Source organism: Demequina lignilytica, assembly GCF_030418305.1.
In the GTDB taxonomy this organism is placed as follows: domain Bacteria; phylum Actinomycetota; class Actinomycetes; order Actinomycetales; family Demequinaceae; genus Demequina; species Demequina lignilytica.
Genome location: NZ_JAUHPX010000001.1, coordinates 675,580 through 696,997, shown reverse-complemented (window position 1 = coordinate 696,997; position 21,418 = coordinate 675,580). Strand labels below are relative to the sequence as shown.

Annotated in this window: 23 protein-coding genes and 2 tRNA genes; 13 read left to right on the top strand and 12 right to left on the bottom strand. The window is 72.2% G+C overall.

Features of this window, described 5'->3' with window-relative positions; genetic code table 11:
- Nucleotides 1-68: 68 nt before the first annotated feature.
- The 3 genes from QQX10_RS03265 to ybaK all read right to left on the bottom strand — a co-directional run bounded on the left by QQX10_RS03265 (nucleotide 69) and on the right by ybaK (nucleotide 2,362).
- Nucleotides 69-779, bottom strand: coding sequence for a VIT1/CCC1 transporter family protein (locus QQX10_RS03265; protein WP_301120028.1), 711 nt, complete (start codon nucleotides 777-779; stop codon nucleotides 69-71).
- A 340-nt stretch (nucleotides 780-1,119) separates the two neighbouring features.
- Nucleotides 1,120-1,860 carry a YggS family pyridoxal phosphate-dependent enzyme gene (locus QQX10_RS03260; RefSeq protein WP_301120030.1) on the bottom strand — a complete coding sequence of 247 codons (741 nt, stop codon included), beginning with the start codon at nucleotides 1,858-1,860 and terminating at the stop codon, nucleotides 1,120-1,122.
- A gap of 1 nt (nucleotide 1,861) precedes the next feature.
- Nucleotides 1,862-2,362, bottom strand: coding sequence for a Cys-tRNA(Pro) deacylase (ybaK, locus tag QQX10_RS03255; protein ID WP_301120032.1), 501 nt, complete (start codon nucleotides 2,360-2,362; stop codon nucleotides 1,862-1,864).
- A gap of 103 nt (nucleotides 2,363-2,465) precedes the next feature.
- On the opposite strand from ybaK, the gene rnhA reads away from it, so the two are divergent.
- Nucleotides 2,466-2,885 (top strand): ribonuclease HI, encoded by a 420-nt coding sequence (gene rnhA / locus QQX10_RS03250; protein WP_301120539.1) that lies wholly within the window; start codon nucleotides 2,466-2,468, stop codon nucleotides 2,883-2,885.
- A gap of 12 nt (nucleotides 2,886-2,897) precedes the next feature.
- On the opposite strand, the gene QQX10_RS03245 is transcribed toward rnhA, so the two are convergent.
- The 3 genes from QQX10_RS03245 to QQX10_RS03235 form a co-directional block, all read right to left on the bottom strand.
- Nucleotides 2,898-3,638 (bottom strand): glycoside hydrolase family 16 protein, encoded by a 741-nt coding sequence (locus tag QQX10_RS03245; protein ID WP_301120034.1) that lies wholly within the window; start codon nucleotides 3,636-3,638, stop codon nucleotides 2,898-2,900.
- 93 nt (nucleotides 3,639-3,731) lie between these two features.
- Nucleotides 3,732-4,460: an NYN domain-containing protein gene (locus QQX10_RS03240; RefSeq protein ID WP_301120036.1), complete on the bottom strand. Its 729-nt coding sequence runs from the start codon at nucleotides 4,458-4,460 to the stop codon at nucleotides 3,732-3,734.
- A 20-nt stretch (nucleotides 4,461-4,480) separates the two neighbouring features.
- The gene (locus QQX10_RS03235; protein WP_301120038.1) at nucleotides 4,481-5,446 is read right to left on the bottom strand and encodes a 3-methyladenine DNA glycosylase; all 966 of its coding nucleotides are present in this window, start codon (nucleotides 5,444-5,446) and stop codon (nucleotides 4,481-4,483) included.
- 135 nt (nucleotides 5,447-5,581) lie between these two features.
- On the opposite strand from QQX10_RS03235, the gene QQX10_RS03230 reads away from it, so the two are divergent.
- Complete coding sequence (locus QQX10_RS03230; protein WP_301120040.1) at nucleotides 5,582-6,022, top strand: hypothetical protein; 441 nt, start codon at nucleotides 5,582-5,584, stop codon at nucleotides 6,020-6,022.
- A 61-nt stretch (nucleotides 6,023-6,083) separates the two neighbouring features.
- A complete protein-coding gene (locus QQX10_RS03225; protein WP_301120042.1) occupies nucleotides 6,084-6,980 on the top strand; it encodes an EamA family transporter in 897 nt (298 codons plus the stop codon).
- A 6-nt stretch (nucleotides 6,981-6,986) separates the two neighbouring features.
- Here the strand turns inward: QQX10_RS03225 and QQX10_RS03220 are convergent, their stop codons facing one another.
- The 3 genes from QQX10_RS03220 to QQX10_RS03210 are packed head-to-tail and all read right to left on the bottom strand — an operon-like array spanning nucleotide 6,987 to nucleotide 9,438.
- Complete coding sequence (locus QQX10_RS03220) at nucleotides 6,987-7,919, bottom strand: prenyltransferase/squalene oxidase repeat-containing protein (protein ID WP_301120044.1); 933 nt, start codon at nucleotides 7,917-7,919, stop codon at nucleotides 6,987-6,989.
- On the bottom strand, nucleotides 7,916-8,962 hold the full coding sequence (locus QQX10_RS03215) for a heparan-alpha-glucosaminide N-acetyltransferase domain-containing protein (RefSeq protein ID WP_301120046.1): 1,047 nt from the start codon (nucleotides 8,960-8,962) through the stop codon (nucleotides 7,916-7,918). Before QQX10_RS03215 ends, QQX10_RS03220 begins: the two co-directional genes overlap by 4 nt.
- Entirely contained in the window at nucleotides 8,959-9,438 is a 480-nt protein-coding gene (locus QQX10_RS03210; RefSeq protein WP_301120048.1) for a ClbS/DfsB family four-helix bundle protein, read from the bottom strand. Before QQX10_RS03210 ends, QQX10_RS03215 begins: the two co-directional genes overlap by 4 nt.
- Before the next feature lie 65 nt (nucleotides 9,439-9,503).
- Between QQX10_RS03210 and QQX10_RS03205 the strand changes: the two genes are divergently transcribed.
- The 6 genes from QQX10_RS03205 to QQX10_RS03180 all read left to right on the top strand — a co-directional run bounded on the left by QQX10_RS03205 (nucleotide 9,504) and on the right by QQX10_RS03180 (nucleotide 13,813).
- A complete protein-coding gene (locus QQX10_RS03205; RefSeq protein WP_301120050.1) occupies nucleotides 9,504-10,292 on the top strand; it encodes a fumarylacetoacetate hydrolase family protein in 789 nt (262 codons plus the stop codon).
- A 66-nt stretch (nucleotides 10,293-10,358) separates the two neighbouring features.
- A complete protein-coding gene (gene gltX / locus QQX10_RS03200) occupies nucleotides 10,359-11,840 on the top strand; it encodes a glutamate--tRNA ligase (RefSeq protein WP_301120052.1) in 1,482 nt (493 codons plus the stop codon).
- A 207-nt stretch (nucleotides 11,841-12,047) separates the two neighbouring features.
- The gene (locus QQX10_RS03195; RefSeq protein ID WP_301120054.1) at nucleotides 12,048-12,785 is read left to right on the top strand and encodes an HAD family hydrolase; all 738 of its coding nucleotides are present in this window, start codon (nucleotides 12,048-12,050) and stop codon (nucleotides 12,783-12,785) included.
- A gap of 4 nt (nucleotides 12,786-12,789) precedes the next feature.
- Complete coding sequence (locus QQX10_RS03190; protein ID WP_301120055.1) at nucleotides 12,790-13,227, top strand: hypothetical protein; 438 nt, start codon at nucleotides 12,790-12,792, stop codon at nucleotides 13,225-13,227.
- A complete protein-coding gene (locus QQX10_RS03185; protein WP_301120056.1) occupies nucleotides 13,220-13,678 on the top strand; it encodes a hypothetical protein in 459 nt (152 codons plus the stop codon). The genes QQX10_RS03190 and QQX10_RS03185 overlap by 8 nt, the downstream gene beginning before the upstream one ends.
- Before the next feature lie 63 nt (nucleotides 13,679-13,741).
- Nucleotides 13,742-13,813: transfer RNA gene (locus QQX10_RS03180), tRNA-Gln, on the top strand.
- Between the two features lie 55 nt (nucleotides 13,814-13,868).
- Here QQX10_RS03180 and QQX10_RS03175 read toward each other — a convergent pair.
- Complete coding sequence (locus tag QQX10_RS03175; RefSeq protein ID WP_301120057.1) at nucleotides 13,869-16,022, bottom strand: ATP-dependent Clp protease ATP-binding subunit; 2,154 nt, start codon at nucleotides 16,020-16,022, stop codon at nucleotides 13,869-13,871.
- A gap of 419 nt (nucleotides 16,023-16,441) precedes the next feature.
- Between QQX10_RS03175 and QQX10_RS03170 the strand changes: the two genes are divergently transcribed.
- The 3 genes from QQX10_RS03170 (at nucleotide 16,442) to QQX10_RS03160 (ending at nucleotide 18,151) form a co-directional block, all read left to right on the top strand.
- A tRNA-Glu gene (locus QQX10_RS03170) sits at nucleotides 16,442-16,514 on the top strand.
- A 178-nt stretch (nucleotides 16,515-16,692) separates the two neighbouring features.
- The gene (locus QQX10_RS03165; protein WP_301120058.1) at nucleotides 16,693-17,244 is read left to right on the top strand and encodes an RNA polymerase sigma factor; all 552 of its coding nucleotides are present in this window, start codon (nucleotides 16,693-16,695) and stop codon (nucleotides 17,242-17,244) included.
- A gap of 31 nt (nucleotides 17,245-17,275) precedes the next feature.
- Nucleotides 17,276-18,151 carry a hypothetical protein gene (locus QQX10_RS03160; protein ID WP_301120059.1) on the top strand — a complete coding sequence of 292 codons (876 nt, stop codon included), beginning with the start codon at nucleotides 17,276-17,278 and terminating at the stop codon, nucleotides 18,149-18,151.
- Here QQX10_RS03160 and QQX10_RS03155 read toward each other — a convergent pair.
- Nucleotides 18,148-18,609 (bottom strand): thiol-disulfide oxidoreductase DCC family protein, encoded by a 462-nt coding sequence (locus QQX10_RS03155; RefSeq protein WP_301120060.1) that lies wholly within the window; start codon nucleotides 18,607-18,609, stop codon nucleotides 18,148-18,150. The two genes, QQX10_RS03160 and QQX10_RS03155, sit on opposite strands and share 4 nt — an antisense overlap.
- 118 nt (nucleotides 18,610-18,727) lie before the next feature.
- Between QQX10_RS03155 and QQX10_RS03150 the strand changes: the two genes are divergently transcribed.
- On the top strand, nucleotides 18,728-20,629 hold the full coding sequence (locus tag QQX10_RS03150) for an acyltransferase family protein (RefSeq protein ID WP_301120061.1): 1,902 nt from the start codon (nucleotides 18,728-18,730) through the stop codon (nucleotides 20,627-20,629).
- An 18-nt stretch (nucleotides 20,630-20,647) separates the two neighbouring features.
- Here QQX10_RS03150 and QQX10_RS03145 read toward each other — a convergent pair whose 3' ends face one another.
- A complete protein-coding gene (locus tag QQX10_RS03145; protein ID WP_301120062.1) occupies nucleotides 20,648-21,370 on the bottom strand; it encodes an IclR family transcriptional regulator in 723 nt (240 codons plus the stop codon).
- Nucleotides 21,371-21,418 lie beyond the last annotated feature (48 nt).

Here is a 21,418-nt window from a genome sequence, read left to right as displayed (position 1 = left end):
CCGTCGGGGGTGCGCCGCCAGCGAGCGAAGGCTTCGCTTACCTGGGGTGGGAGGCGGCGGGGCGGGCGTCAGACGTGGACGCCGACGAAGCTGCCGATGCCGTAGGTGATCGCCATCGCGAGCGTGCCGCCCACGAGGTTGCGGAGCACCGCGCGGCGGCGCTGGGCCTGGCCCAGGTGGCCCGAGAGGAAGCCGGTGGCGCCGAGCGACAGGAGCACCGCGAGGAAGGTCGCGGGGATGGTGAACGGTGCCGGAGTGAACAGCGCGACCAGCAGCGGGATGAGGCCGCCCGCGGTGAAGGCGCTGAGGGAGGCGATCGCCGCATGCCACGGGTTGACCAGGTCCTCGGGGTCGATGCCGAGGTGGGCGCGCGCGTGGGCGGCGATCGGGTCGAAGGCCGTCTGCTCCTCGGCGGCGCGGCGGGCCGTCTCCGGCGACATGCCGGTCTCCTCGTGGAGCCGCGCCAGCTGGTCGAGCTCGCACTCGGGGTGACTGTCGTGGTACCCGCGCTCGCGCTCGAGCTGCGCGCGCTCGGCGTCCCGCTGGCTGGAGACCGAGACGTACTCGCCCACGCCCATGCTGAGCGCTCCCGCGGCGATTCCCGCGACGCCCGCGGTCACGACCACGCCCGTCGGCGGCTGCGCGGCGACCACGCCGACCAGGAGCGCGGCGACCGAGACGATGCCGTCGTTCGCGCCCAGCACCCCCGCGCGCAGCGCGTTGAGGCGCGCGCCGAGGCTCTCCTCGGTCCCGTAGACGGGGGCGCTGGTCTCTGACATGTCAACAAGGTTAGGTTTGCCTTCCCGATCCCGCCAGGAAGTGAAACCTTCCCTAACTTTCCCGCTCCCCTCCCTCGCTCCTTCCCCGCCTACGTGCCGGGACGGTCAGTACTGGCCTGCAGCGGACGGCGCTCCCTGCGGGACGTTCAGTTCTGGTGGCCGGCCCATGGTCCCCGTGCAGCGGTGCGCGCGCCGCGCTGGGGCCGTGACCGGTACTCACTGTCCCGTGGTGAGCGCTGCGGCCCGCGGACCAGTACTGAGCGTCCCGGGGGGAGGGAGGAGGGGGAGAGCGGGAGGGGGAGGCGGGAGGGGGAGGCGGGAGGGGGAGGCGGGCGTGGGGTCAGTACGCCGGCGGGGTGCGCGTGCCCATGATCGCCGTGCCCACGCGCACCATGGTCGCGCCCTCGGCGATGGCCCATTCGAGGTCGCCCGACATGCCCATCGACAGCTCCCACGCCTCGCGGAGGTCCATGGCGCCCCGCTCGGAGGCGATGAGCGCCTGATCGCGGATCTCGCGGAGCCTCCGGTAGCCAGCGCGGACCGCCGCCTCGACCGGCGAGTTGAGTCCGATGGTCATGAAGCCCGTCACCGTCAGCGCCGGCAGGGCCTGCACCGTCCCCGCGAAGTCCAGGGCATCCTCGGGCTCGATGCCCGCCTTGGTCGACTCGCCGGACACGTTCACCTGCACCATCACGTCCAGCTCGCGACCCGCCTCGACGCACAGCCGCGACAGCCGCTGCGCCAGCGCGAGCGAGTCGACGGTCTGGACGCAGTCCGCCCACCGCACCGCGACGGCGGCCTTGTTCCGCTGGAGCTGGCCGATGACGTGGATCCGCGCCCCGGCCGCGGTCAGCGCCGCACCCTTCGCCTCGAGCTCCTGCATCCTGCTCTCTCCGACGAGCACCGCTCCGGCCCGGACCGCGGCGACCGCCGCATCGGCGTCCCACGTCTTGGTCGCGACCAGCACCCGGACGCCGGACCCGGCGCGCCCGCAGGACGCCTCGGCGACGTGGACGCGGGCCTTGACGTCGGCGAACGCGGCGGCATGGTCGTGGCCGGCGGGGGCGGGGGACAGCTCCACGTCAGGACTCCTTGGCGATGGGGGCGGTGACGCCGCCGGTGGCGGCGATCAGGTCGGCGGGGGCGAGGCCGATGTCGAGGCCGCGCCGCCCACCGGAGACGTACACGGTGTCCCACAGCTCGACGGTCTCGTCGATCGCCGTGGGCAGCGCCTTGCGTTGACCGATCGGCGAGATGCCTCCCACCACGTATCCGGTCGCACGCTCGGCGTCCGCGGGCGGCGCCATCTCGGCCTTCTTGCCGCCGAGCGCGTGCGCCAGCGCCTTGAGGTCGAGCATGCCGCTCACGGGGACGATCCCCACGCTGAGCCGCCCGTCGACGTAGGCGCACAGGGTCTTGAACACCTGGTCCGGCTCCACCCCGAGCTCCGCGGCGGCCTCGAGGCCGTAGCTGAGATCCGACGCCGGGTCGTGATCGTAGGGATGGAGCGTGTGCGGGATCCGGGACTCGATCAGCGCATGCACGGCGGGTGTCGCACCTCCGGCGGCATGCTTGCGGGACATGGCACCCATTGTGGACGATGCGGGGCACCCTCAGGTGCCGGACGGCCGGCGTGCGCGGTGCCGGTACCGTGTCGGGGTGACCGAGAACCTCACCTCCGTGGACATGTGGACCGACGGCGCCTGCAAGGGCAACCCCGGCGTGGGGGGCTGGGGCGTCTGGATGAAGGCCGGCGGTCGCGACAAGGAGCTGTGGGGAGGCGAGAAGGTCACCACGAACAACCGCATGGAGCTCACCGCGGTCATCGAGGGGCTGAAGGCGCTCACGCGGCCGTGCGACGTGACCCTCCACGTCGACTCGCAGTACGTGAAGAACGGGGCGACCAGCTGGATGAAGGGCTGGAAGCGCAACGGGTGGAGGACCGCGGACAAGAAGCCGGTGAAGAACGCCGAGCTGTGGCAGGAGCTCGACGCGGAGCTCCAGCGCCACCACATCACGTGGGTGTGGGTGAAGGGTCACGCGGGCGACCCGGGCAATGAGAAGGCCGACGAGCTCGCCAACCGAGGGGTCGCCGACCAGCGCTGAGCCCGTCCGGTCTCAGCCGTCCGCGCGCAGCCGCACCTGGTGGATGGTCGCGGTGAGCGGGTAGGCCGCCGGGTCCCGGGGAGCGTCCGGCTCGGGAAACTCCCACAGGTCGATCATCAGCTGAAGCGGATAGTCGAGGACCTGATCCGAGCGGTGCACCACGGTGCCGTCCACCGTGATCTCGCACCCGCCGGCGTCCCACCGTGCGCCGTAGGCATGGGGCCGGGTGGCGTCGAGCGGCATCGGGATGTCCAGCATCTCGTCGACCAGGCGGGGGTCGTGGTGCGCCTTCACCCCGGTGCGGACCGTGGACGATGCGGAGGACACGGCGGGGCCGAAGAGCTCGGCGATGCAGATCTCGCCCGAGTCGTCCGGCGACCCCGCCTCGTCGCCCAGGAGCCAGATCCCGAGCATCGTCGCCGGGTGCGCGGGGACGCTCGCGACCACCTCGACGGCTCCCGCACGGGCCGTCCAGAGCGCGCGCGTCGGTCGTGGCGTCACGATCGCGAGGTCCGCGCCCACCCGGTGCTGGCCGTCACGGTGGCCCGTCTGCACGTGGGAGACGCGGAAGTCGCCGTCCGTCGGGCGCCACGGCGGCTGATCGGCGTCGATGCGCAGCTCGAGGCCCAGGTCGGTGATGGCGAACCGGGCCGCGGCGCTTTCAAGCGTGACCCAATGGGGCAGGTAGTACGGGATCCACAGGGCAGGGGAGAGCGCCGGATGCTCGAAGCGCTCCACGATGTCCCACGGCACGGTTCACGGTAACCGCGGCTCGGCCGGAAGCCGTGAGGCGCGGCCGGTGGCGTGGGTGAATTGTCGGAAAACTCCCCCGAGGGGTGCGCGCGGCTACTTGTGCTTCACGTACGCGTTCGGCGTCTTGCCCTCGCCCGCCGAACGCGACCGGACCTGGTAGTCCGGGTGGGCCTGCATCAGGTCCTTCAGCTTGGAGAACCCCCAGGTGCGGGAGTCGAAGTCGGAGGCGAGCTTCGACAGGTTGCTGCCGACCGTGCCGAGGTTCGCCCAGCCGTCGTCGCCGGATGCCGCATCCACGGCCTCCGCCAGCAACCTGTCCAGCGTCTCGTCCCGCTGCAGCTGCGGCTTCGCCGCCTCCTCCGCGGCCTTCGGCTTCGTGAGGGCGAGGTTCTCCACATAGACGAACGTGTCGCACGCGGCACGGAACGGCTCAGGGGTCTTGCGCTCGCCGAAGCCGTAGACCGTGAGCCCCTCCTCGCGGATCCGGGCCGCCAGCCGGGTGAAGTCGCTGTCGCTCGTGACCAGGCAGAAGCCGTCGAGGTTGCCCGCGTGCAGCAGGTCCATCGCGTCGATGATGAGCGCGCTGTCCGTGGCGTTCTTGCCCGTCGTGTAGCTGAACTGCTGCATGGGCTGCACCGAGTGCTTGAGCAGGTGGTCCTTCCACGAGTTGAGCTGCGTCGACGTCCAGTCGCCGTAGGCGCGTCGCACGCTCGCCGTGCCGTACTTGGCGATCTCGACCAGCAGCTGCTCGAGATGCTTCGCGGGCGCGTTGTCGGCGTCGATCAAGACGGCCAGCCGTGCGCCGTCGTTGTCCTTGGGCATGAGCACCTCCTGGGCCGACTCTAGCCGTGCGGCACGATTCGCTTCATGGGGCGACGTTGGTCGTCGGAATCGACACGATCCGCTTCACGAGGTGCGCGGGGCGGAGCGCTACGTGCGACGGCGTGCGAGATCGGGGAGAGGGCCTCGAGCAGCCGCGCGCGCAGCGCCCCGCCGCGTTCCGCGAAGTCCCGCTGCCGTCGCGCATACTCGCGCTTCCCCTCGGGGGTCTCGACGGCGATCGCCTCGAGCCCGAAGCGTGAGACGTCGTACGGAGAGGCCTGCATGTCGACCTGTCGTACCTCGAGGGCGAGCGCGAACGCCTCCAGCGTCAGCGACGACGGCACCACGGGCGTGAGCTTGGCCGCCCACTTGTACAGGTCCATGGTCGCGTGCAGGCAGCCGGGCTGCTCCATCGCGACCTGGGTCTCCCGGGTGGGCTGCAGCTGGTTGAGGGGACGCGCCTCGGGCGTGAAGAAGCGGAACGCGTCGATGTGGGAGCAGGCGATGGGATTGGCCTCGACGACCGCGTCGGTACCGGCCTGCCCGAGGCGCAGGGGGAGGGGATGCCGTCGCTCGTCGTCAGCCCGGTAGACCATGGCCCACTCATGGAGCCCGAAGCAGCCGTAGCGTGCTGGCCTGGACGCGGTGGCCTCCAGCAGCCGCACGATGTGCGCGAGACCCCTGCCGCGGGCCTCCAGGAACGCGTCGACGTCCACCTGAGTGCCCGGCGCACCGTCCCGGTAGAAGGTCCACCGCGCGTGCTCGGGCGCGTCCTCGAGGACGATGCCGGGGCCTGGGTGCCAGCGGCGCAGCCGGGATGGGCGCACGCCGTAGTACTCGAACAGGAAGTCCTCGATCGCGTGCTTCTCCGCCCGCCCGGCGCGCTCGCGATGACCCGCCGTCAGGGCGTCGGCTGCCTCGGCGTGAGCCCGCGCCTGCGGCTCCCACTCGGCGCGCGTCAACGCGGTCGGGGCGGGCTCGGTCATCCGCCCATCATCTCAGGCGTTCCACCTGCACCCCGTGCCGCATCGTCCTACCCTGGAGGGGACGGCACAACGGCACGATGCCCCTCCGCCCGTGGACCCGGACGCCTCCGGACCGGCACCGGGAAGGAGGACGCCATGAGAAGGATCACCGCCGTCACGGGGCTGCTCGCGGGAGCGGCGCTCGCACTCGCCGGCTGCTCGTCGGACTCGCCGGCGACCATCGAGGTCACCGGCACACAATCCGGATGCGCGATCGCACCGGACAACCCGGGGTTCCATGGGAACTGCGTTCTCGACCTGTCGGACGAAAGGGTGTCAGGCACGGTCGAGGTCGAGTTCGACCAGGTCGGCGAGGACGGCGACACGGTGCAGTTCGAAGGTTCCGCCGTCATCAGCAACGATGGGGGCACCTGGACCAGCGACACATGCACCGGGATGCTCGAGGATGAGACCGGCCACGTCGAGTTCGACTGCGAGCTCGCCGGAACGGGCGACTACGAAGGGATGACCTTCGTGCAGCACCTTGAGGGCACCAGCACCCCGTCCCAGGTGACGGGCACGCTCACCGAGGGCTGAGGCCCCGCATCGCCACCGCTCGGGCAGCTGCCCGAGCGGTCGGTCGTGCCACGCTAGGGCCATGCCCGACACGTCCCGCGCCCACGCCGCGGCGCCGTTCCTGGTCCTGCTCGGGCTGCTCTGCCAGGAGGCGGGTGCGGCGATCGCGGTGATGGTGTTCCCGACCGTCGGCCCCGTCGCGATGGTCGCGCTGCGGCTGGTGTTCTCCGCGCTCGTGCTCCTGCTCATCGCGCGGCACGCGCTTCGCGGCGCCGCGCACGGTCACTGGCCCCTGGTGATCGGATACGGCGTCACCCTGGCCGCGATGAACGTGATGTTCTACCTCGCGATCGCCCGGATCCCGCTGGGAATCGCGGTCACGATCGAGGTGCTCGGCCCGCTGGTCCTCAGCGTGGTCGCGAGCCGGAGCCTGCGCGGCCTGCTGTGGGCCGTGACCGCGGCGGCGGGTGTCGCGCTGCTCGGGGGGACAGCCCACGACCTCGACCTGCTCGGCGTCGCCTTCGCGGTCGGCGCCGCGCTGCTGTGGGCTGGCTACATCCTGCTCGCGCGCGCCGCGGGCGCCGCGATGGCTGGCCTGACCGGCCTCGCGCTCGCGACCGGCGTCGGCGCGGTCCTCACCCTGCCGGCCGCGGTCGTCACCGCGGGCGCGGCGCTCGCGGATCCCCGGATCCTCGCCCTGGGCCTCGCGGTCGCCGTGCTGTCCTCGGCCATCCCGTACGGCATCGAGATCACGGCGCTGCGCCGCTTGAGGGCGGAGACCTTCGGGATCCTCATGGCCCTCGCGCCCGCGCTCGCCGCGCTCACCGGCCTGGTGCTGCTCGGCCAGCGCCTCACCGTGACGATCGCGCTGGGCATCGCGCTGGTCACGGTCGCCGGGATCGGGGCGGTGCGCACGGCGCCTCGGCCGACGCGGGTCGTCGCGCCCGACCAGGCCACCCTGCCGCTGCCGCCGGCGTAGGGAGCCCTACGCGCCCTCCCACCACGCGAGCACGCGCATCGCCCGCAGGGTGTTCCACCGGGACGGCCGCCCGTCGCCGTCCTCGAGGGTGAGCGGCACGTCGCCGCGGTGCGTGTTCTCGAGCGGCCACTGTCCCGCAGAGGTCTGCTTGGACCGCACCAGCGCGATCGCCTCCGCGAGCCGCGGATCCGGCGGGGATCCGGTGGAGCGCAGGTGGTCGAGGGCGCGCAGCACGTCGTAGTGCCAGTACGGCGGGAACGAGAACCGCTGGAAGGCGGGATCGATCACCTCGCCCGTCGAGCGCCGGTACATCAGGCCGCGCTCGAGGAGCAGCGCGTGCGCGTCCTCCATCGCGATCGCCACCGCCGGCTCGGGCTCCCGCGAGCGGCGGTACAGCTCCAGCGCCTCGAGCGCGCCGATGGTCGAGTGCAGGGAGGACCGCTGCGACCTCGCGGGCGGGTCGCAGTTCCACCCGCCGTCGCGGCGGCGGTCGGCGAGCAGGCGCCGCACCGGGCCCCGCATGTCCTCGCCGAAGTACGCGCCCACGGCGATCGCGGTCGCGAGCGTGCACGCCTCGTCCTCGCCCTCGAGGAACGGCGCGTCCCCGTCCTCCCACCGCACGCCGTCGAACGCGCGTCGCACCGCCGCGCGCACCGGTCGCGAGCCCGGATCGACGCCCAGGCGCACCAGCAGCATCAGCACGTGGGCCGTGCCGGTCCAGGGCTGGCCGTCGTCCGGGTCGGGCCGCTCCGCGGGCCACCAGGCACCGCCCGCCCACGACCCGTCCTCCCGCTGCATCGCGAGCAGCGCCGCACCCCAGCCCTCCCGCGCGACCAGGTCGCGGTCGAGCGCCGCGCCCTCCGGATCGTCGAGCAGGTCTCGGCGCACCTGCCAGCGGATCGCGGGGTCGCCCGCGAGGAGCCAGTCGATCACGCTCACGCGGCGCCGCCCAGCGGTGTCCGCGGCACGGCGCTGTCGGCGACGGCGGACGATGCGCGGGCCAGGACCCGCTCGAGCGGCCCCTGGCCGAGGGTCGCACGCCAGACGCAGGCGGCCGTCACCGCGGCGCCCGTCAGCACCACCCACGCGACGTTCGACGGCTCCCACACCATGGCGTCGCCGACGATCGCGATCACCACGATGTGGGCGACGTACAGGCTGAGCGTCATGCGCCCGGTCGACGCGAGCGGCCAGATCGCGCGGGGCGCGGCCGACGCCGCCGCCACGCACCCGCCGATCACCGCGGCCGCCACGCCCACGTTGCCGAGCATCTCGAAGCCCGTGTAGCTGTGGGGCGCGACCGACGCCCAGGCGACGCCCGCATCGTCCGTCCATGACCCGCCCAGTCCGAGCCCGAGGCCGTACACGCCCACCGCGACCATGGCGCCGCCGCCCGCGAGCGACGCGAGGTCGGGGCCGCGCCAGGGCGCCCAGCGGCCGATCGCGAGGCCGATCAGGAGGTAGCCGCTCCACACGAGCGCGGGATAGTGGGTCGACCAGAGCTCGTGGATCACGGGACCGTCGAACGGCGCGAGCCACGGGTCCGCCCAGCCCAGCAGCGGTCCGCCGACCACGAGCACGCCGGCGCCCGCCGCGGCCTGGACGGCGGGCCTCCACGCGAGCGCGGGCAGCACCAGCAGGAACATGATCCCGAGGTTGTCGAGGATCACGTCCACCGGGGTCTCGAGCCAGGCGAGCATCCAGCCCAGCACGAGCAGCAGCCCGCCGCGCACCGCGATCCGCGCCCGTGTGTGGGCCACCGCGCCCGCCGACGCCGCACCGCCACGGCCGGTGAGCATGAGCGACATCGACACGCCCGCGAGCACCGCGAACAGCGCCGACGCGCGTCCGTCGAAGACGACGAGCCAGCCCCAGCCGTCCGCGTCCGAGCCCCGCCGACCCGTGTCGCCCACGTGCGCGGCGAACATCCCGATGAGGGCGAGGCCGCGCGCGGCGTCGAGCCCGTCGACGCGGGCGCTCACGCGATCCCGGCGGCGTCGAGGACCCGCTCGCCCCACGCGTAGTGGGCGCCGAGGCACTCGTGCGCGACGTTCGCCATCGCCTCGTCCCCGAGCCACGCGTAGGCGTGGGGCTGGGTCAGCTGCTCCGTGGAGAGCGACTCGACCAGCGCCACGGCGCGGGCATGGGACGCCACGAGCCTCGCGCGCGCCTCCGCGTAGTCGAGGGCGCGCAGGTCGTCGTAGATCCGGTCGTTGAGCTCGCCGAGCATCGCCCACGTGTAGCCCTCGGCGGGGTAGTGCACGGGCCTGCCCGCCGCATCGTCCACCAGCCAGCCCTCGAGGAGCAGGTGCCAGGCGTGGACGTGCGTGAGGATGTCGGTGGTGCGGCGGTCGCGCCACGCGTCGCCGAGCGACGCATCGGGGTAGCGGTCCGTGCGCGCGAGCAGGCTCGTCAACCCGGCGTGGGCCGCCGAGACGATGCCGATGCGCGAGATCACCTTCTCATCGTAGGCACGCCCCCGGACGCAGGGCGGCCCAGGTCCGAGCGGCTACGCTGGAGGTCATGCGTATCGCCCGTTTCACCACCGGAGAAGAGCCCCGTTTCGCGATCGTGGACGGCGATCCCGGAGCCGAGGAGCTCGTGGTCCTCACCGGAGACCCCATGTACACGCCGGGCACCGTCACCGGCGAGCGGATCAAGCTCACCGACGACGTGCGCCTGCTCGCGCCCGTGATCCCGCGCTCCAAGGTGGTGTGCCTCGGCAAGAACTACGAGGCGCACGCGAAGGAGATCCCGCACCGCGGGCCCGCCCCGGACGTCCCGATCCTGTTCCTCAAGCCGAACACCGCCGTGATCGGCCCGGACGACCCGATCGTGCTGCCGTCCTACAGCGAGGACGTGCAGCTCGAGGCCGAGCTCGCCGTGATCATCTCGCGCGTGTGCAAGGACGTCAGCCCCGAGAACGCCGAGCAGTACATCTACGGCTACACCTGCGCCAACGACGTCACCGCACGCGATCTGCAGCGCCTCGAGGACCAGTGGTTCCGCGCCAAGGCGTTCGACACCTCGCTGCCGCTCGGCCCGTGGATCGAGACCGAGCTCGCGCACGACGACGTCGAGATCTCCTCCCGCATCAACGGCAACGCCACGCAGAACGGCAACACGCGTGACATGCTCCTCGACGTCATGCACGCCGTATCGATGGTCTCCGAGGTCACCACGCTCCTCCCCGGCGATGTCATCCTCACCGGCACCCCGTCCGGGGTGACCGCCCTCCACCACGGCGACGTGGTCGAGGTCGAGATCGAGGACCTCGGCGTCCTGCGCAACCCCGTCATCCGGCGCGGCTGAGCGCACGCCGCGCCTCGCATCGTCGCCACCACCGCATCGTCCATCCGCATCACCGCAAGGAAACTCATGAGCAAGGTCCGCGTCCGCTTCTCCCCGTCGCCCACCGGCCTGCCCCACGTGGGCATGGTCCGCACCGCGCTGTTCAACTGGGCCTACGCCCGGCACACGGGTGGTGACATGGTGTTCCGTATCGAGGACACCGACGCCGAGCGCGACTCGCAGGAGAGCTACGAGATGCTCCTCGACGCCATGAGCTGGATGGGCATCGACTACGACGAGGGCCCCGAGATCGGCGGCCCCTACGGTCCGTACCGGCAGTCGCAGCGGCACGACCTGCACGCGCAGGTGGTCGCGAAGCTGGTCGAGGGTGGCTACGCGTACGAGTCGTTCTCGACGCCCGACGAGATCGAGGCGCGCCATCGCGCGGCCGGCCGCGACCCCAAGCTGGGCTACGACGGCTTCGACCGCTCGCTCACCGAGGAGCAGAAGGCCGCGTTCCGCGCCGAGGGGCGTGAGCCGGTGCTGCGCATGCGGATGCCCGACGAGGACATCACCATCGAGGACCTGATCCGCGGCACGGTCACCTTCCCCGCGGGCACCGTGCCCGACTACGTGATCGTCCGCGCGAACGGCATCCCGCTCTACACGCTGGTCAACCCGGTCGACGACGCGCTGATGAAGATCACCCACGTGCTGCGCGGCGAGGATCTGCTGTCCTCGACGCCGCGGCAGATCGTGCTGTGGCGGGCGATGGTCGAGCTCGGCATCGCCGACGCCGTGCCGTCCTACGCGCACATGCCGATGGTGCTCGGCGAGGGCACCAAGAAGCTGTCCAAGCGCGACCCCGAGTCCAACCTGTTCCACCACCGCGACCGTGGCTTCCTCCCCGAGGGGCTGCTCAACTACCTGGCGCTGCTCGGGTGGTCGATCGGCCCCGACCGCGACGTGTTCTCGCCCGCCGACCTGGTTGCCGCGTTCGACATCGCGGACGTGAACCCGAACCCGGCGCGCTTCGACCTCAAGAAGGCCGAGGCGATCAACGCCGAGCACATGCGGGCGCTGCCCGTGGGCGACCTCGCCGCGCGCGTGGTGCCGTACCTCCACGCCGCGGGCTTCCTGTCCTCCGACTCCGCGCAGAGCCTGACGCCGCACGAGGAGCAGACCCTCGCCGAGGCCATGCCGCTGGTGCAGACCCGCATGAACCTGCTGGGCGAGGCGCCCGGGATGCTGGGGTTCCTGTTCATCGGGGCTTCCGAGGTCGTGGTGGAGGACGCCGCGCGCGCCAAGCTGCCCGACAACGCCGCCGACGTGCTCGACGCCGCGATCGCCGTCCTGGAGGGGCTGACGGACTTCTCGCCGGCCGCGCAGCAGGAGGCGCTCACCGCGAAGCTCGTGGAGGAGATGGGCATCAAGCCGCGTTTCGCGTTCGGCCCGCTCCGCGTCGCGGTCACCGGCCGCCTGGTCTCGCCGCCGCTGTTCGAGTCGATGGAGATCCTGGGCCAGGACGAGTCGCTGACGCGGCTGCGGAATCTGCGCGCGAGCCTCTGAGCCGGCCCCGTCCTCCTGTCGGGACACTCAGTCCTCCTCTCGCGCCTGAATCGCGCCTCCCGGGACCGTCAGTCCTCTGGCGCTCGCGACCCGCGGCGCCCATGAGGACTCAGTGTCCCGGGAGGACCCGCGGCGCCGAGGATCGAGGACTGACTGTCCCGAACGGTGGGTGAGGTGGCGGTGGTGAACGCGCCTAGGCTGGCCCGCATGACCCCACCCATCCGCGGCGTCCTGTTCGACGTCGACGACACCCTGGTCGACACGCGCGGCGCCTTCCGGCACGCTCTCGCCGGGGTCGCCGTCGACTACCTCGGCGAGGTCGACCACGACGAGCTGGTGCAGTTCTGGCGGGACGATGCGAACGGCTGGTACCGCGCCCATACCCGCGGTGAGATGACGCATCGCGAGCAGCGGCATCGTCGAGCGAACGACCTCCACGCCGCCTACGGCGGCCCCCATCTGGACGATGCGGCGTACGCCGAGTGGGACGGTGCGTTCGAGCGCTACTTCCGTGAGGGCTGGTCGCCGTACCCGGACGCCGACGGTGTGCTCGACGCTCTCGAGAACGCGGGCATCCCGTACGGCGCCCTGTCGAATGCGGCGTTCGACTATCAGGTCCTGAAGCTCGAGTCCTGCGGGCTCGGAAGGGTGCCCATGCTTGTCGGCGTCGACACCCTCGGCTTCGGCAAGCCGGATCCTCGCGTGTTCTCGCTGGCGTGCGAGCGGCTCGGTCTGGAGCCGGCCGAGGTCGCGTACGTGGGCGACGAGTTCGACGTCGATCCGCTCGCCGCGGTCGCCGCCGGGCTCGGCCTCGGCGTGTGGATCGAGCGCCCCGGCGCGCACTCCCGCGACACCGAGGGCCTCGCCGGTCACGGCGTGCCCCGCGACGGCCTGGTCCGCCTCGCCTCCCTCCATGACCTGCCAGGGGTGCTGGGCGTACGGTGACCCCATGAGGGGGTACCTGGCGCTCGGCGCGATCGCGCTGCTCGCGGTCGCCGGCTGCGGCGCGGGCCGTGATGCCGAGGCAGGATTCGGCGTCCCCCGCCAGAACCAGATCGACGAGGTCACGTCCGACCGCGAGCCCGTCAACGGTGTGATCGACGTCGCGGGCGACGGGTGCATGAACCTCGAGCTGCCGACCGGCGAGACCCGGTGGATCGTGTGGCCCCCGGATGCGGAGCAGGGCGACTCCGGCGACGTCGTGCTCTCGGGTGGACAGGAGTTCGGCGACGGCGACGCGATCACGGGGGTGGGGGCGCTCGTGTCCCTCGGAGAGTTGCCGGACGGGTCGAACGCCGACAGCTACTTCTCGAGCTTCGGGGCCTTCTGCGACGCGGACGAGGCAGGGGTCGCCGTCCTCGACTGGCTCGAGCATGCGGATGGGTGACCGTCGGAGCTGGTCGCCGGCCCGTGTGGCGGCCCCCTCGCTGCTGCTCGCCGCCTCGCTGCTCGTCGGCTGCTCGGACGGAGACGACGACGGCGAGGCGGGCTACGTGGTCCGGCAGTCCTCGGTGGGTGAGATCCCCGGCGCGCGCCTCGAGTTCGCGGGCACCGTGACGGCGCTCGACGACGGCTGCCTCATGCTCGATCGCGGAGACGGGACGATGCCGTGGATCGTGTGGCCGCCGGGCGCAGCTCCGGGAGGCGGCGGGGGAGTGGTGGTCGACGCGGAGACGTACCTGCCGGGCGATCCGATCCGCGGGACGGGGACCCTCGCCGTGCTCGCCGACCTGCCCGGCGGCGCGCACGACGACACCTACTTCGGGCGCCAGGGGAAGCGCTGCGACGCGGACTCCGCCGGTGTCGCTGTGCTCGACAGCATCGCCCCCGCCGGGTAGCGGCCGGTTTGGTTTCGGGCTCGGTCTCGGGTACAGTGGTACCTCGGTTCGGCAAGAACCTGATGGGCTATGGTGTAACTGGCAGCACGACTGATTCTGGTTCAGTTAGTTGAGGTTCGAATCCTTGTAGCCCAGCTTTCATGACAGAGGGCCCGCCTGACGGCGGGCCCTCTGTCGTTGTCGGGGGTGGTCAGGCGACTGTCAGCGTCACGCGCTCGCCGTCCCAGCCGGCGGTCACCGCGTCGCCCTCGCCGACCCGGCCGTCGACGATCTCCTTGGCGAGCTCGTTGAGCAGCCGCGACTGGATCAGCCGCTTGAGCGGCCGCGCCCCGAACTGCGGGTCGAAGCCGTCCGCGGCGAGCGAGGCGCGCAGCGCATCGTCCACCGTCAGCGCGATGTCCTTGCTCTCCGCGAGGCGCGCGATGGTCTTGGCGAGCTCCGTCGCGACGATCCCGTCCATGGCGGCGGGGTCGATGCGGTCGAAGACCACCACGTCGTCGAGCCGGTTGAGGAACTCCGGCCGGAAGGCGCGCCGCAGCACCGCCCGCAGGTCGTCCTCGAGCGCCGCCCGGTCCTCGCCGTCCCAGGCCAGGACGATGTCCGAGCCCAGGTTCGACGTCATCACGATGATGGTGTTGGTGAAGTTGACCGTCCGGCCACGGCCGTCGGTCAGGCGGCCGTCGTCCAGCACCTGCAGCAGCACGTTCCACACATCCGGGTGGGCCTTCTCGACCTCGTCGAACAGGACGATGCTGTACGGGCGCCGGCGGACGGCCTCCGTGAGCTGGCCGCCCTGGTCGTAGCCGACGTAGCCGGGAGGGGAGCCGATGAGGCGGCTGACCGCGTGGCTCTCCATGTACTCGGACATGTCGATGCGGATCATGGCGCGCTCGTCGTCGAACAGCTGCTCGGCGAGCGCCCGCGCCAGCTCGGTCTTGCCGACTCCGGTGGGGCCGAGGAACAGGAACGAGCCGATCGGCCGGTTCGCGTCCGAGATGCCCGCGCGGGCGCGACGGATCGCGTCGGCCACCGAGGCGATCGCGCGGTGCTGGCCGACCACGCGCTCGTGGAGCCGGTCCTCCAGGTGGCCGAGCTTGCTCGACTCGTCCGTCAGCAGCTTCTCGACCGGCACGCCCGTCCACTTGGCGACCACGCCCGCGATGTCCTCGCCGGTCACCTCCTCGCGGAGCATGCGCTCCTCGGCGGGGATGGCGTCGAGCTCGGCGCGCGCCGCCGCGATCTCCTTCTCGGCGGCGGGCATGAGGCCGTAGCGGATGCGCCCGGCCCTCTCCAGCTCGCCCATGCGCTCGGCGCGCTCGAGGTCGCCGCGCAGGGACTCGAGCCGCTCCGTGGCGGTCGAGACGCGGACGATCAGGTCCTTCTCGCGTGCCCACCGCATGTTGAGGCGGTCGGAGTCCTCCTTGAGGCGGGTGATGTCGCGGTCGATCTCCTCGCGGCGCGCCTTGGCGTGCTCGGACTTGTCCTTCGCCACCTGGGTGCGCTCGATCTCCAGCTGCATGATGCGGCGACGCGCGCGGTCGAGCTCGATCGGCATGGAGTCGAGCTGCATCTTGAGGGCCGAGGTGGCCTCGTCGATCAGGTCGACCGCCTTGTCGGGCAGGAAGCGCTCGGTGATGTAGCGGTCGGACAGCTTCGCCGACTGCACGATCGCCTCGTCGGTGATCTTCACGCCGTGGTGGACCTCGTACTTCTCCTGCAGTCCGCGCAGGATCGCGACGGTGTCCTCGATGCTGGGCTCGCCCACGTAGACGGGCTGGAAGCGGCGCTCCAGGGCGGAGTCGGTCTCGACGTGCTCGCGGTACTCGTTCAGCGTGGTGGCGCCGATCATGCGGAGCTTGCCGCGCGCGAGCATCGGCTTGAGGATGTTGCCCGCGTCGACGGAGCCCTCCGCCTTGCCGGCGCCCACGATGGTGTGGAGCTCGTCGACGAACAGGATGATCCGGCCCTCGGACTCCTCGACCTCCTTGAGGATGCCCTTGAGGCGCTCCTCGAACTGGCCGCGGAACGCGGCGCCCGCCACGAGCGAGCTCATGGCGATCTCGATCACGCGACGGTCCTTGAGGGAGGAGGGGACGTCCCCGGCGACGATGCGCTGGGCGAGGCCCTCGACGATCGCGGTCTTGCCGACGCCGGGCTCGCCGATGAGGACGGCGTTGTTCTTGGTGCGGCGCGTGAGCACCTGCATGACGCGTCGGATCTCCTCGTCGCGTCCGATGACGGGGTCGAGAGCGCCCTGCTCGGCCAGCGCGGTGAAATCCTGGCCGAACTGCTGAAGAGCGCTCTGCTGCTCCTGCTGGTCAGGGGCGTAGGGCTGAGCGGTCATGGGAACCTCCTGGTAAAGCACTGTACGACTACGGGGTTGAGCCGCCTGCACTCAACTTTACATAACGCCCAGCCGATGCGCAAGGATCACCCGGCCGGGGGGAGGGCTTGCCCGGCACATCGGAACGCGCGTTCCCCGGTCCGGTCGGGGAGTCTCACGGTCGATCTCGCGCCCCCTCGGCCCGGCAGGGGAGGCTGAGCGTGGGCACGCCGCGATCGCGGACGCTGAGCCTCCCCTGCGATGCGGTTCCCGGCGGCGCGCGTCCCTCAGGCTCCGTTCCCGATGCGAGGATGGAGGGGCCGACCGTGGGCGAGCCGCGGGCGTGGAGAGCGGCGCTCGAGCGGATTTTGGAATCGGCTCGCGGTCGTGTACAGTTTTATCTCGCGCCAGCCGCCCGAAACGGCAGCCGGAGCAGCTAGGGCCCCGTTGTGTAGCGGCCTAGCACGCCGCCCTCTCAAGGCGGTAGCGCGGGTTCGAATCCCGTCGGGGCTACTCATCGAACTCCTCGCCGTCAGCGGCGGGGAGTTTCGTGCTTTCCGGCAGGTTCCGGACCGGCGCCGTGCCCGCGTCGGTTTGCGCGTCGCGCTGGAGCCGGTGCTACCGTCGCCGCCATGCACGCCCCCCTCTCCCGTGCGGCTCGCCGCTCCGCGCGCTCCCGAGGAGCGCGCGCGTGACGCTCGGCGCCGCCTTCGACGGCGTGCTCGCGGCCGCGCGCACCGGCGAGGAGTGGGCGTGGACGCGCCTCTACCAGGACCTCGCCGGGCCGGTGCGCGGCTACCTCGCGGGTCGGGGCTCTCCGGACCCGGAGGACGAGGCGGCGGACACCTTCCTCCACATCGCGCGCGGCCTCTCGTCGTTCAAGGGCGACGAGGCGGACTTCCGCGCGTGGGTGTTCTCGATCGCGCATCGTCGGATGGTCGATGCGCATCGCAAGGCTGGCCGGCGGCCGCAGGTGACGTCGGGCGAGCCCGATGACCGGCTCATGCGCGAGACGGTCCCCTCGGCGGAGCAGCAGGCGCTCCTGCGTGACGAGGCCAAGGCGGCGGCCGCGCTGCTCGAGGGCCTGAGCCGGGACCAGCGGGAGATCCTGCTCCTGCGCGTGGTCGGCGAGCTCTCGGTGCGTGAGACCGCGGAGGTGATGGGCAAGAGCGAGTCCGCGGTGAAGGTGTCGCAGCATCGGGCGCTCCAGTCGCTCCGCGTGCGGCTCGCGCGGCGGATGTAACCTTTCCGGCCGCTCGTGCGATGACACAGGCATGACGAGCAACGACTTCACCGACCGCGACGCGGAGCGCCTCCTGCGAGGGAACGCGCCCGAGGCCCTGCAGGACGCCGCGCCCGCGGTCGACGCGCTCCGCGCGCTGTCGATCGCGCCCGACGGCTCCGAGGCCGCCCGCGCGGGCGCCGTGCTCGCAGCTGTCGCCGCGGGGGCCGCGGGCCCCCTCCCCGTGCCCGCGGCGGCGCCTTCGCGCTGGCGCATCCGTGCCGCGATCGCGGGCGCCTGCGCGCTGGTGGGTGCGGGTCTGCTCGGCACCGCCGCCGCAGCGGACGATGCGGCGCCCGGCGACCTGCTGTACCCGGTCGACAAGGCCCTCGAGGACCTGGGCATCGGGGACGGCGGCACCGAGGAGGCGTGTGAGGAGGCCGAGAAGCTCGCCGAGGAGGGCGAGGTCGAGGAGGCCGTCGAGCACCTGGCCGAGGCCGTCGAGGAGGACGAGGACCTCGACGAGGGCTCCGCCGCCGCGCTCATGGCCGCCGCCGAGAAGATCCGTGAGAACGGCTCCGAGGCCTCCGCCGAGGTCCACGAGCGCGTGGCCGCGATGCTCGAGTGGATGGCCACCACCGACTCCACCGGCAAGGAGTTCGGCCAGGGCGTCTCGCAGCACGCGCGTGGCGTCTGGGTCGACCCCGAGGACCAGGCGGTCGAGGACGACGCCGCGGCGACGGACGAGGCCAGCGAGGCCGACGAGGCCGACGAGAAGTCCACGGGCAAGCCCGAGACCACCGGCAAGCCCGAGACGGCAGGCAACAGCGGCAAGGCGCCGGGCAAGCCCGACACCGCAGGCTCCTCCGAGAAGACCACAGGGAAGCCCGAGAGCACGGGCAAGCCCGAGACGACCGGCAAGCCCTAGGCGCCGGCCGACAGCTGAGGGAGCCGCCTCGCGTCCTCCACGGACGCGAGGCGGCTTCGCCATTCCTGGGCCAGCCCGGGCGGCGGCGTGCCGCAGGCGGGGTCCTCGGCCGGGCGGCGCGGACGCCGACGGGCGACGGCGTCGTAGACCGCGTCGCGCATCCGCCGCGGGACGGCGCGCAGGACCATGCCCGCCCGCCAGGGCCACGGCAGGCCTGCCGTGACCCTCGCCACCGCATCGGATCGCAGTGCTGCCGCCTTGCCGTCCCACACCACGAGCGACGATGCCGCGATCGATGCGGGAAGCCCGCCAGCCTCGAGCACGGCGCGCCCGGGAGCGCCCGCGCTGCCCGCGATCAGGAACCGCCTTCGGCGATCGCGCCTGATCAGCCAGGCGACGAAGCCGTTGCACAGCCCACAGTCGCCGTCGAACACCACGATCGCGACCGCCTCCGTCATGGTCACGACCCTACGCGTGGCGGAGAGCACGGTCTGGCACGCCGGTGCGCGCGGCTCCCACGCATCGTCCCTGCTCGGACGTAGCCTGACGCCGTCGGAACCCGTGAAGGGAGGCGCCATGGCCGTCGCCGCACCGCCCGTGGTCAGCCGCCATCGCGGCTCCGCGGACGACTACTCGTCGACCCCGATGCGCATCCGGGGGCTCGACGGGCTTCGCGCGATCGCGGTCGCCGCGGTCGTGGTCTATCACCTGGGGACGGGCGCCCTGCCCGGCGGCTTCCTCGGCGTCGACGTGTTCTTCGTCATCTCGGGGTTCCTCATCACCACCCTGCTCATGACGGAGCGCTCCCGGCACGGCCGGATCCGCTTCGGGCGCTTCTACCTGCGTCGCGCCCGCCGACTGCTGCCTGCGCTGCTGCTCATGCTCGCGGGCAGCGCCCTGCTCGCCGCGACCGTCGCCCGCGACGCCATCGAGGGGTTCCGCGGCAACGTCGCCGCGGCCCTGCTGTATGTGTCGAACTGGTGGTACATCGCCCAGGAGCAGTCCTACTTCGAGCTCATCGGCCGCGGCAACATGCTCGCGCACCTGTGGTCGCTCGCCGTGGAGGAGCAGTTCTACCTGGTGTGGCCCGCCGTGGTGGCGCTGGTGTGGGGCATCGCGCGTGCCCGCCGCAGCTCGGTGCGGCTCGCGCTGCTGGCGACGGCGGGGACCCTCGCGGTGCTGTCCACCGTCGCGATGACCGTGATGTCGATCCGGCACGGCTTCCCCCTCGACGCCGATCCGACGCGCGTCTACTTCGGCACCGACACCCACGCCATGTCCGTGCTGATGGGCGCCGTGCTGGCGGCGCTGTGGCGGCCGGGGCGCGCGTCCGCCCGCATCGCCGGCGGAGCCCGGGGTGCCCTCGGGCTGATGGGCGTGACGCTCCTCGCCCTCCTCGCCTGGATCCTGGTGGACGCGCACGAGTACAGCTCCTGGCTGTACCGCGGCGGCTTCCTTCTGGTGTCGATGCTCGTGGCCGCGATCATCGCGGTCGCGACGCACCCGGCGTCGCCGCTCGGGACGCTCCTCGACCACCGCGGCCTGCGCTGGATCGGCGAGCGCTCCTACGGCATCTACCTCTGGCACTGGCCGATCTTCCTGGTGACGCGGCCGGGGCAGGACATCCCCTGGCACGGCTGGTGGGTCGAGGCGATGCGCATCGCGCTGGTCCTGGTGGTGGCCGCCGCCTCGTACCGGTGGGTCGAGGAGCCGATCCGCCACGGCGCCCTCGGGCGCGGGTGGCAGCGGCTGCGCACCGACGGCCTGGTCGCGCACCAGCGCTCCCTGCTCACGGGGTTCGGCGTGCTGGTCGCGTTCGCGCTGATCGTCGGGGTGTCGTTCACGGTGGGCGTGCCGAAGGCGACGGATACCGCGCTCGGCTCCACCGTCGCGATCACCGCCGAGCCCGTGGTCGCGCGGTCGTCGGTCCCGCTGGAGACCTCCGAGGCGACGTCGTCCGGGGACCCGGCCTCCGCATCGTCCACCCCGACCGTCACCACCGAGGACGTGGCCATCTACGGCGACTCGGTCTCGCTGTGGTCTGCCGAGGTGCTGAAGGCGGAGATCTCCGGATCGACGGTCGACGCGGCCATCAACCGGTCGCCCGGCAACATCATGGGCGCGGTGCTCGACGCGCAGCGCGCCGGCACCTTGCGCCCCGTGGTGATCATGCACATGGGCACGGCCGGGCCGGTCAAGGAGGGCGCGCTGCGCGACACGCTCGACCAGCTCGCCGATCGCGACCGGGTGGTGCTGGTCGACTCGACGGCACGCTTCGCGTACGTCCAACCGTCGAACGAGGCGATGGAGCGCGTGGCCGCCGACTACGGCAACGTGGTGTTCGCCGATTGGCGCGGCTACGTCGCGGGGCACGACTCGTGGCTCGAGGACGGCCTGCACCTCACCGAGGAGGGCAAGCCCGAGTTCGCCGCGTTCCTCAGGTCGCTGGCGCTGACGGGGGAGCCGCCGACCGCCTGACCCGGGCGATGAGGCCGATCAGGCGATGACGGTGCGCTGCAGCACCTCGGTGAGCTGGCGGGCGGCGTCGACCACCGCGCCGGCGTGGATCGCGCCGGGGTTGGACGTGAGCCGCTCGGCGGGCCCGGAGATCGAGACCGCGGCGATGACCGTGCCGGCGGCTCCCCACACGGGAGCCGAGACCGAGGACACGCCGGGCTCGCGCTCGCCGGAGCTGTCGGCGTAGCCCTGGTTGCGGACCTTCTCGAGCTCGGCGGCGGTGAAGCGGGCGCGGGCGAGGCCGCGGTGCATGCGCTCGGGCTCGGCCCAGGCCAGCAGCACCTTCGCGGCCGAGCCCGCCGTCATGGTCATCGTGGTGCCCACGGGGATGGAGTCGCGCAGGCCGACGGGGCGGTCGGCGGAGGCGATGCAGATGCGCTCCTCGCCGTGGGGGCGGTAGAGCTGCGCGGACTCGCCCGTGCGGTCGCGCAGCACGGTCAGCACGGGCTGCGCGGCGGAGACCAGCCGGTCCTCCGACACGGTCGCCGCGAGCTGGGCGAAGCGGCGACCGAGCACGAACGCGCCGTTCACGTCGCGGCCCACCAGGTGGTGGTGCTCGAGCGCCAGCGCGAGCCGATGCACGGTCGGGCGCGCAAGATGGGTGGAGGCGACGAGCTCGGCGAGCGTCGCGGGCCCCTTCTCGAGCGCACCGAGGATGGCGGCGGCCTTGTCGATCACGCCGACTCCGCTATGATTGTCCATAGTTCGATACTAACGTCTCAATATCTGAGATGTCGACAGGTCAAGGAG

What these genes read in the sequence shown, in the direction of transcription:
- QQX10_RS03155 (WP_301120060.1), bottom strand. Translation starts at nt 18,609, where the DNA reads ATGACGGAGGCGGTCGCGATCGTGGTGTTCGACGGCGACTGTGGGCTG.
- QQX10_RS03190 (WP_301120055.1), top strand. Translation starts at nt 12,790, where the DNA reads ATGAGGGGGTACCTGGCGCTCGGCGCGATCGCGCTGCTCGCGGTCGCC.
- QQX10_RS03195 (WP_301120054.1), top strand. Translation starts at nt 12,048, where the DNA reads ATGACCCCACCCATCCGCGGCGTCCTGTTCGACGTCGACGACACCCTG.
- QQX10_RS03240 (WP_301120036.1), bottom strand. Translation starts at nt 4,460, where the DNA reads ATGCCCAAGGACAACGACGGCGCACGGCTGGCCGTCTTGATCGACGCC.
- gltX (WP_301120052.1), top strand. Translation starts at nt 10,359, where the DNA reads ATGAGCAAGGTCCGCGTCCGCTTCTCCCCGTCGCCCACCGGCCTGCCC.
- QQX10_RS03235 (WP_301120038.1), bottom strand. Translation starts at nt 5,446, where the DNA reads ATGACCGAGCCCGCCCCGACCGCGTTGACGCGCGCCGAGTGGGAGCCG.
- QQX10_RS03230 (WP_301120040.1), top strand. Translation starts at nt 5,582, where the DNA reads ATGAGAAGGATCACCGCCGTCACGGGGCTGCTCGCGGGAGCGGCGCTC.
- QQX10_RS03145 (WP_301120062.1), bottom strand. Translation starts at nt 21,370, where the DNA reads ATGGACAATCATAGCGGAGTCGGCGTGATCGACAAGGCCGCCGCCATC.
- QQX10_RS03225 (WP_301120042.1), top strand. Translation starts at nt 6,084, where the DNA reads ATGCCCGACACGTCCCGCGCCCACGCCGCGGCGCCGTTCCTGGTCCTG.
- ybaK (WP_301120032.1), bottom strand. Translation starts at nt 2,362, where the DNA reads ATGTCCCGCAAGCATGCCGCCGGAGGTGCGACACCCGCCGTGCATGCG.
- QQX10_RS03185 (WP_301120056.1), top strand. Translation starts at nt 13,220, where the DNA reads ATGGGTGACCGTCGGAGCTGGTCGCCGGCCCGTGTGGCGGCCCCCTCG.
- QQX10_RS03150 (WP_301120061.1), top strand. Translation starts at nt 18,728, where the DNA reads ATGGCCGTCGCCGCACCGCCCGTGGTCAGCCGCCATCGCGGCTCCGCG.
- QQX10_RS03265 (WP_301120028.1), bottom strand. Translation starts at nt 779, where the DNA reads ATGTCAGAGACCAGCGCCCCCGTCTACGGGACCGAGGAGAGCCTCGGC.
- rnhA (WP_301120539.1), top strand. Translation starts at nt 2,466, where the DNA reads ATGTGGACCGACGGCGCCTGCAAGGGCAACCCCGGCGTGGGGGGCTGG.
- QQX10_RS03205 (WP_301120050.1), top strand. Translation starts at nt 9,504, where the DNA reads ATGCGTATCGCCCGTTTCACCACCGGAGAAGAGCCCCGTTTCGCGATC.
- QQX10_RS03160 (WP_301120059.1), top strand. Translation starts at nt 17,276, where the DNA reads ATGACGAGCAACGACTTCACCGACCGCGACGCGGAGCGCCTCCTGCGA.
- QQX10_RS03175 (WP_301120057.1), bottom strand. Translation starts at nt 16,022, where the DNA reads ATGACCGCTCAGCCCTACGCCCCTGACCAGCAGGAGCAGCAGAGCGCT.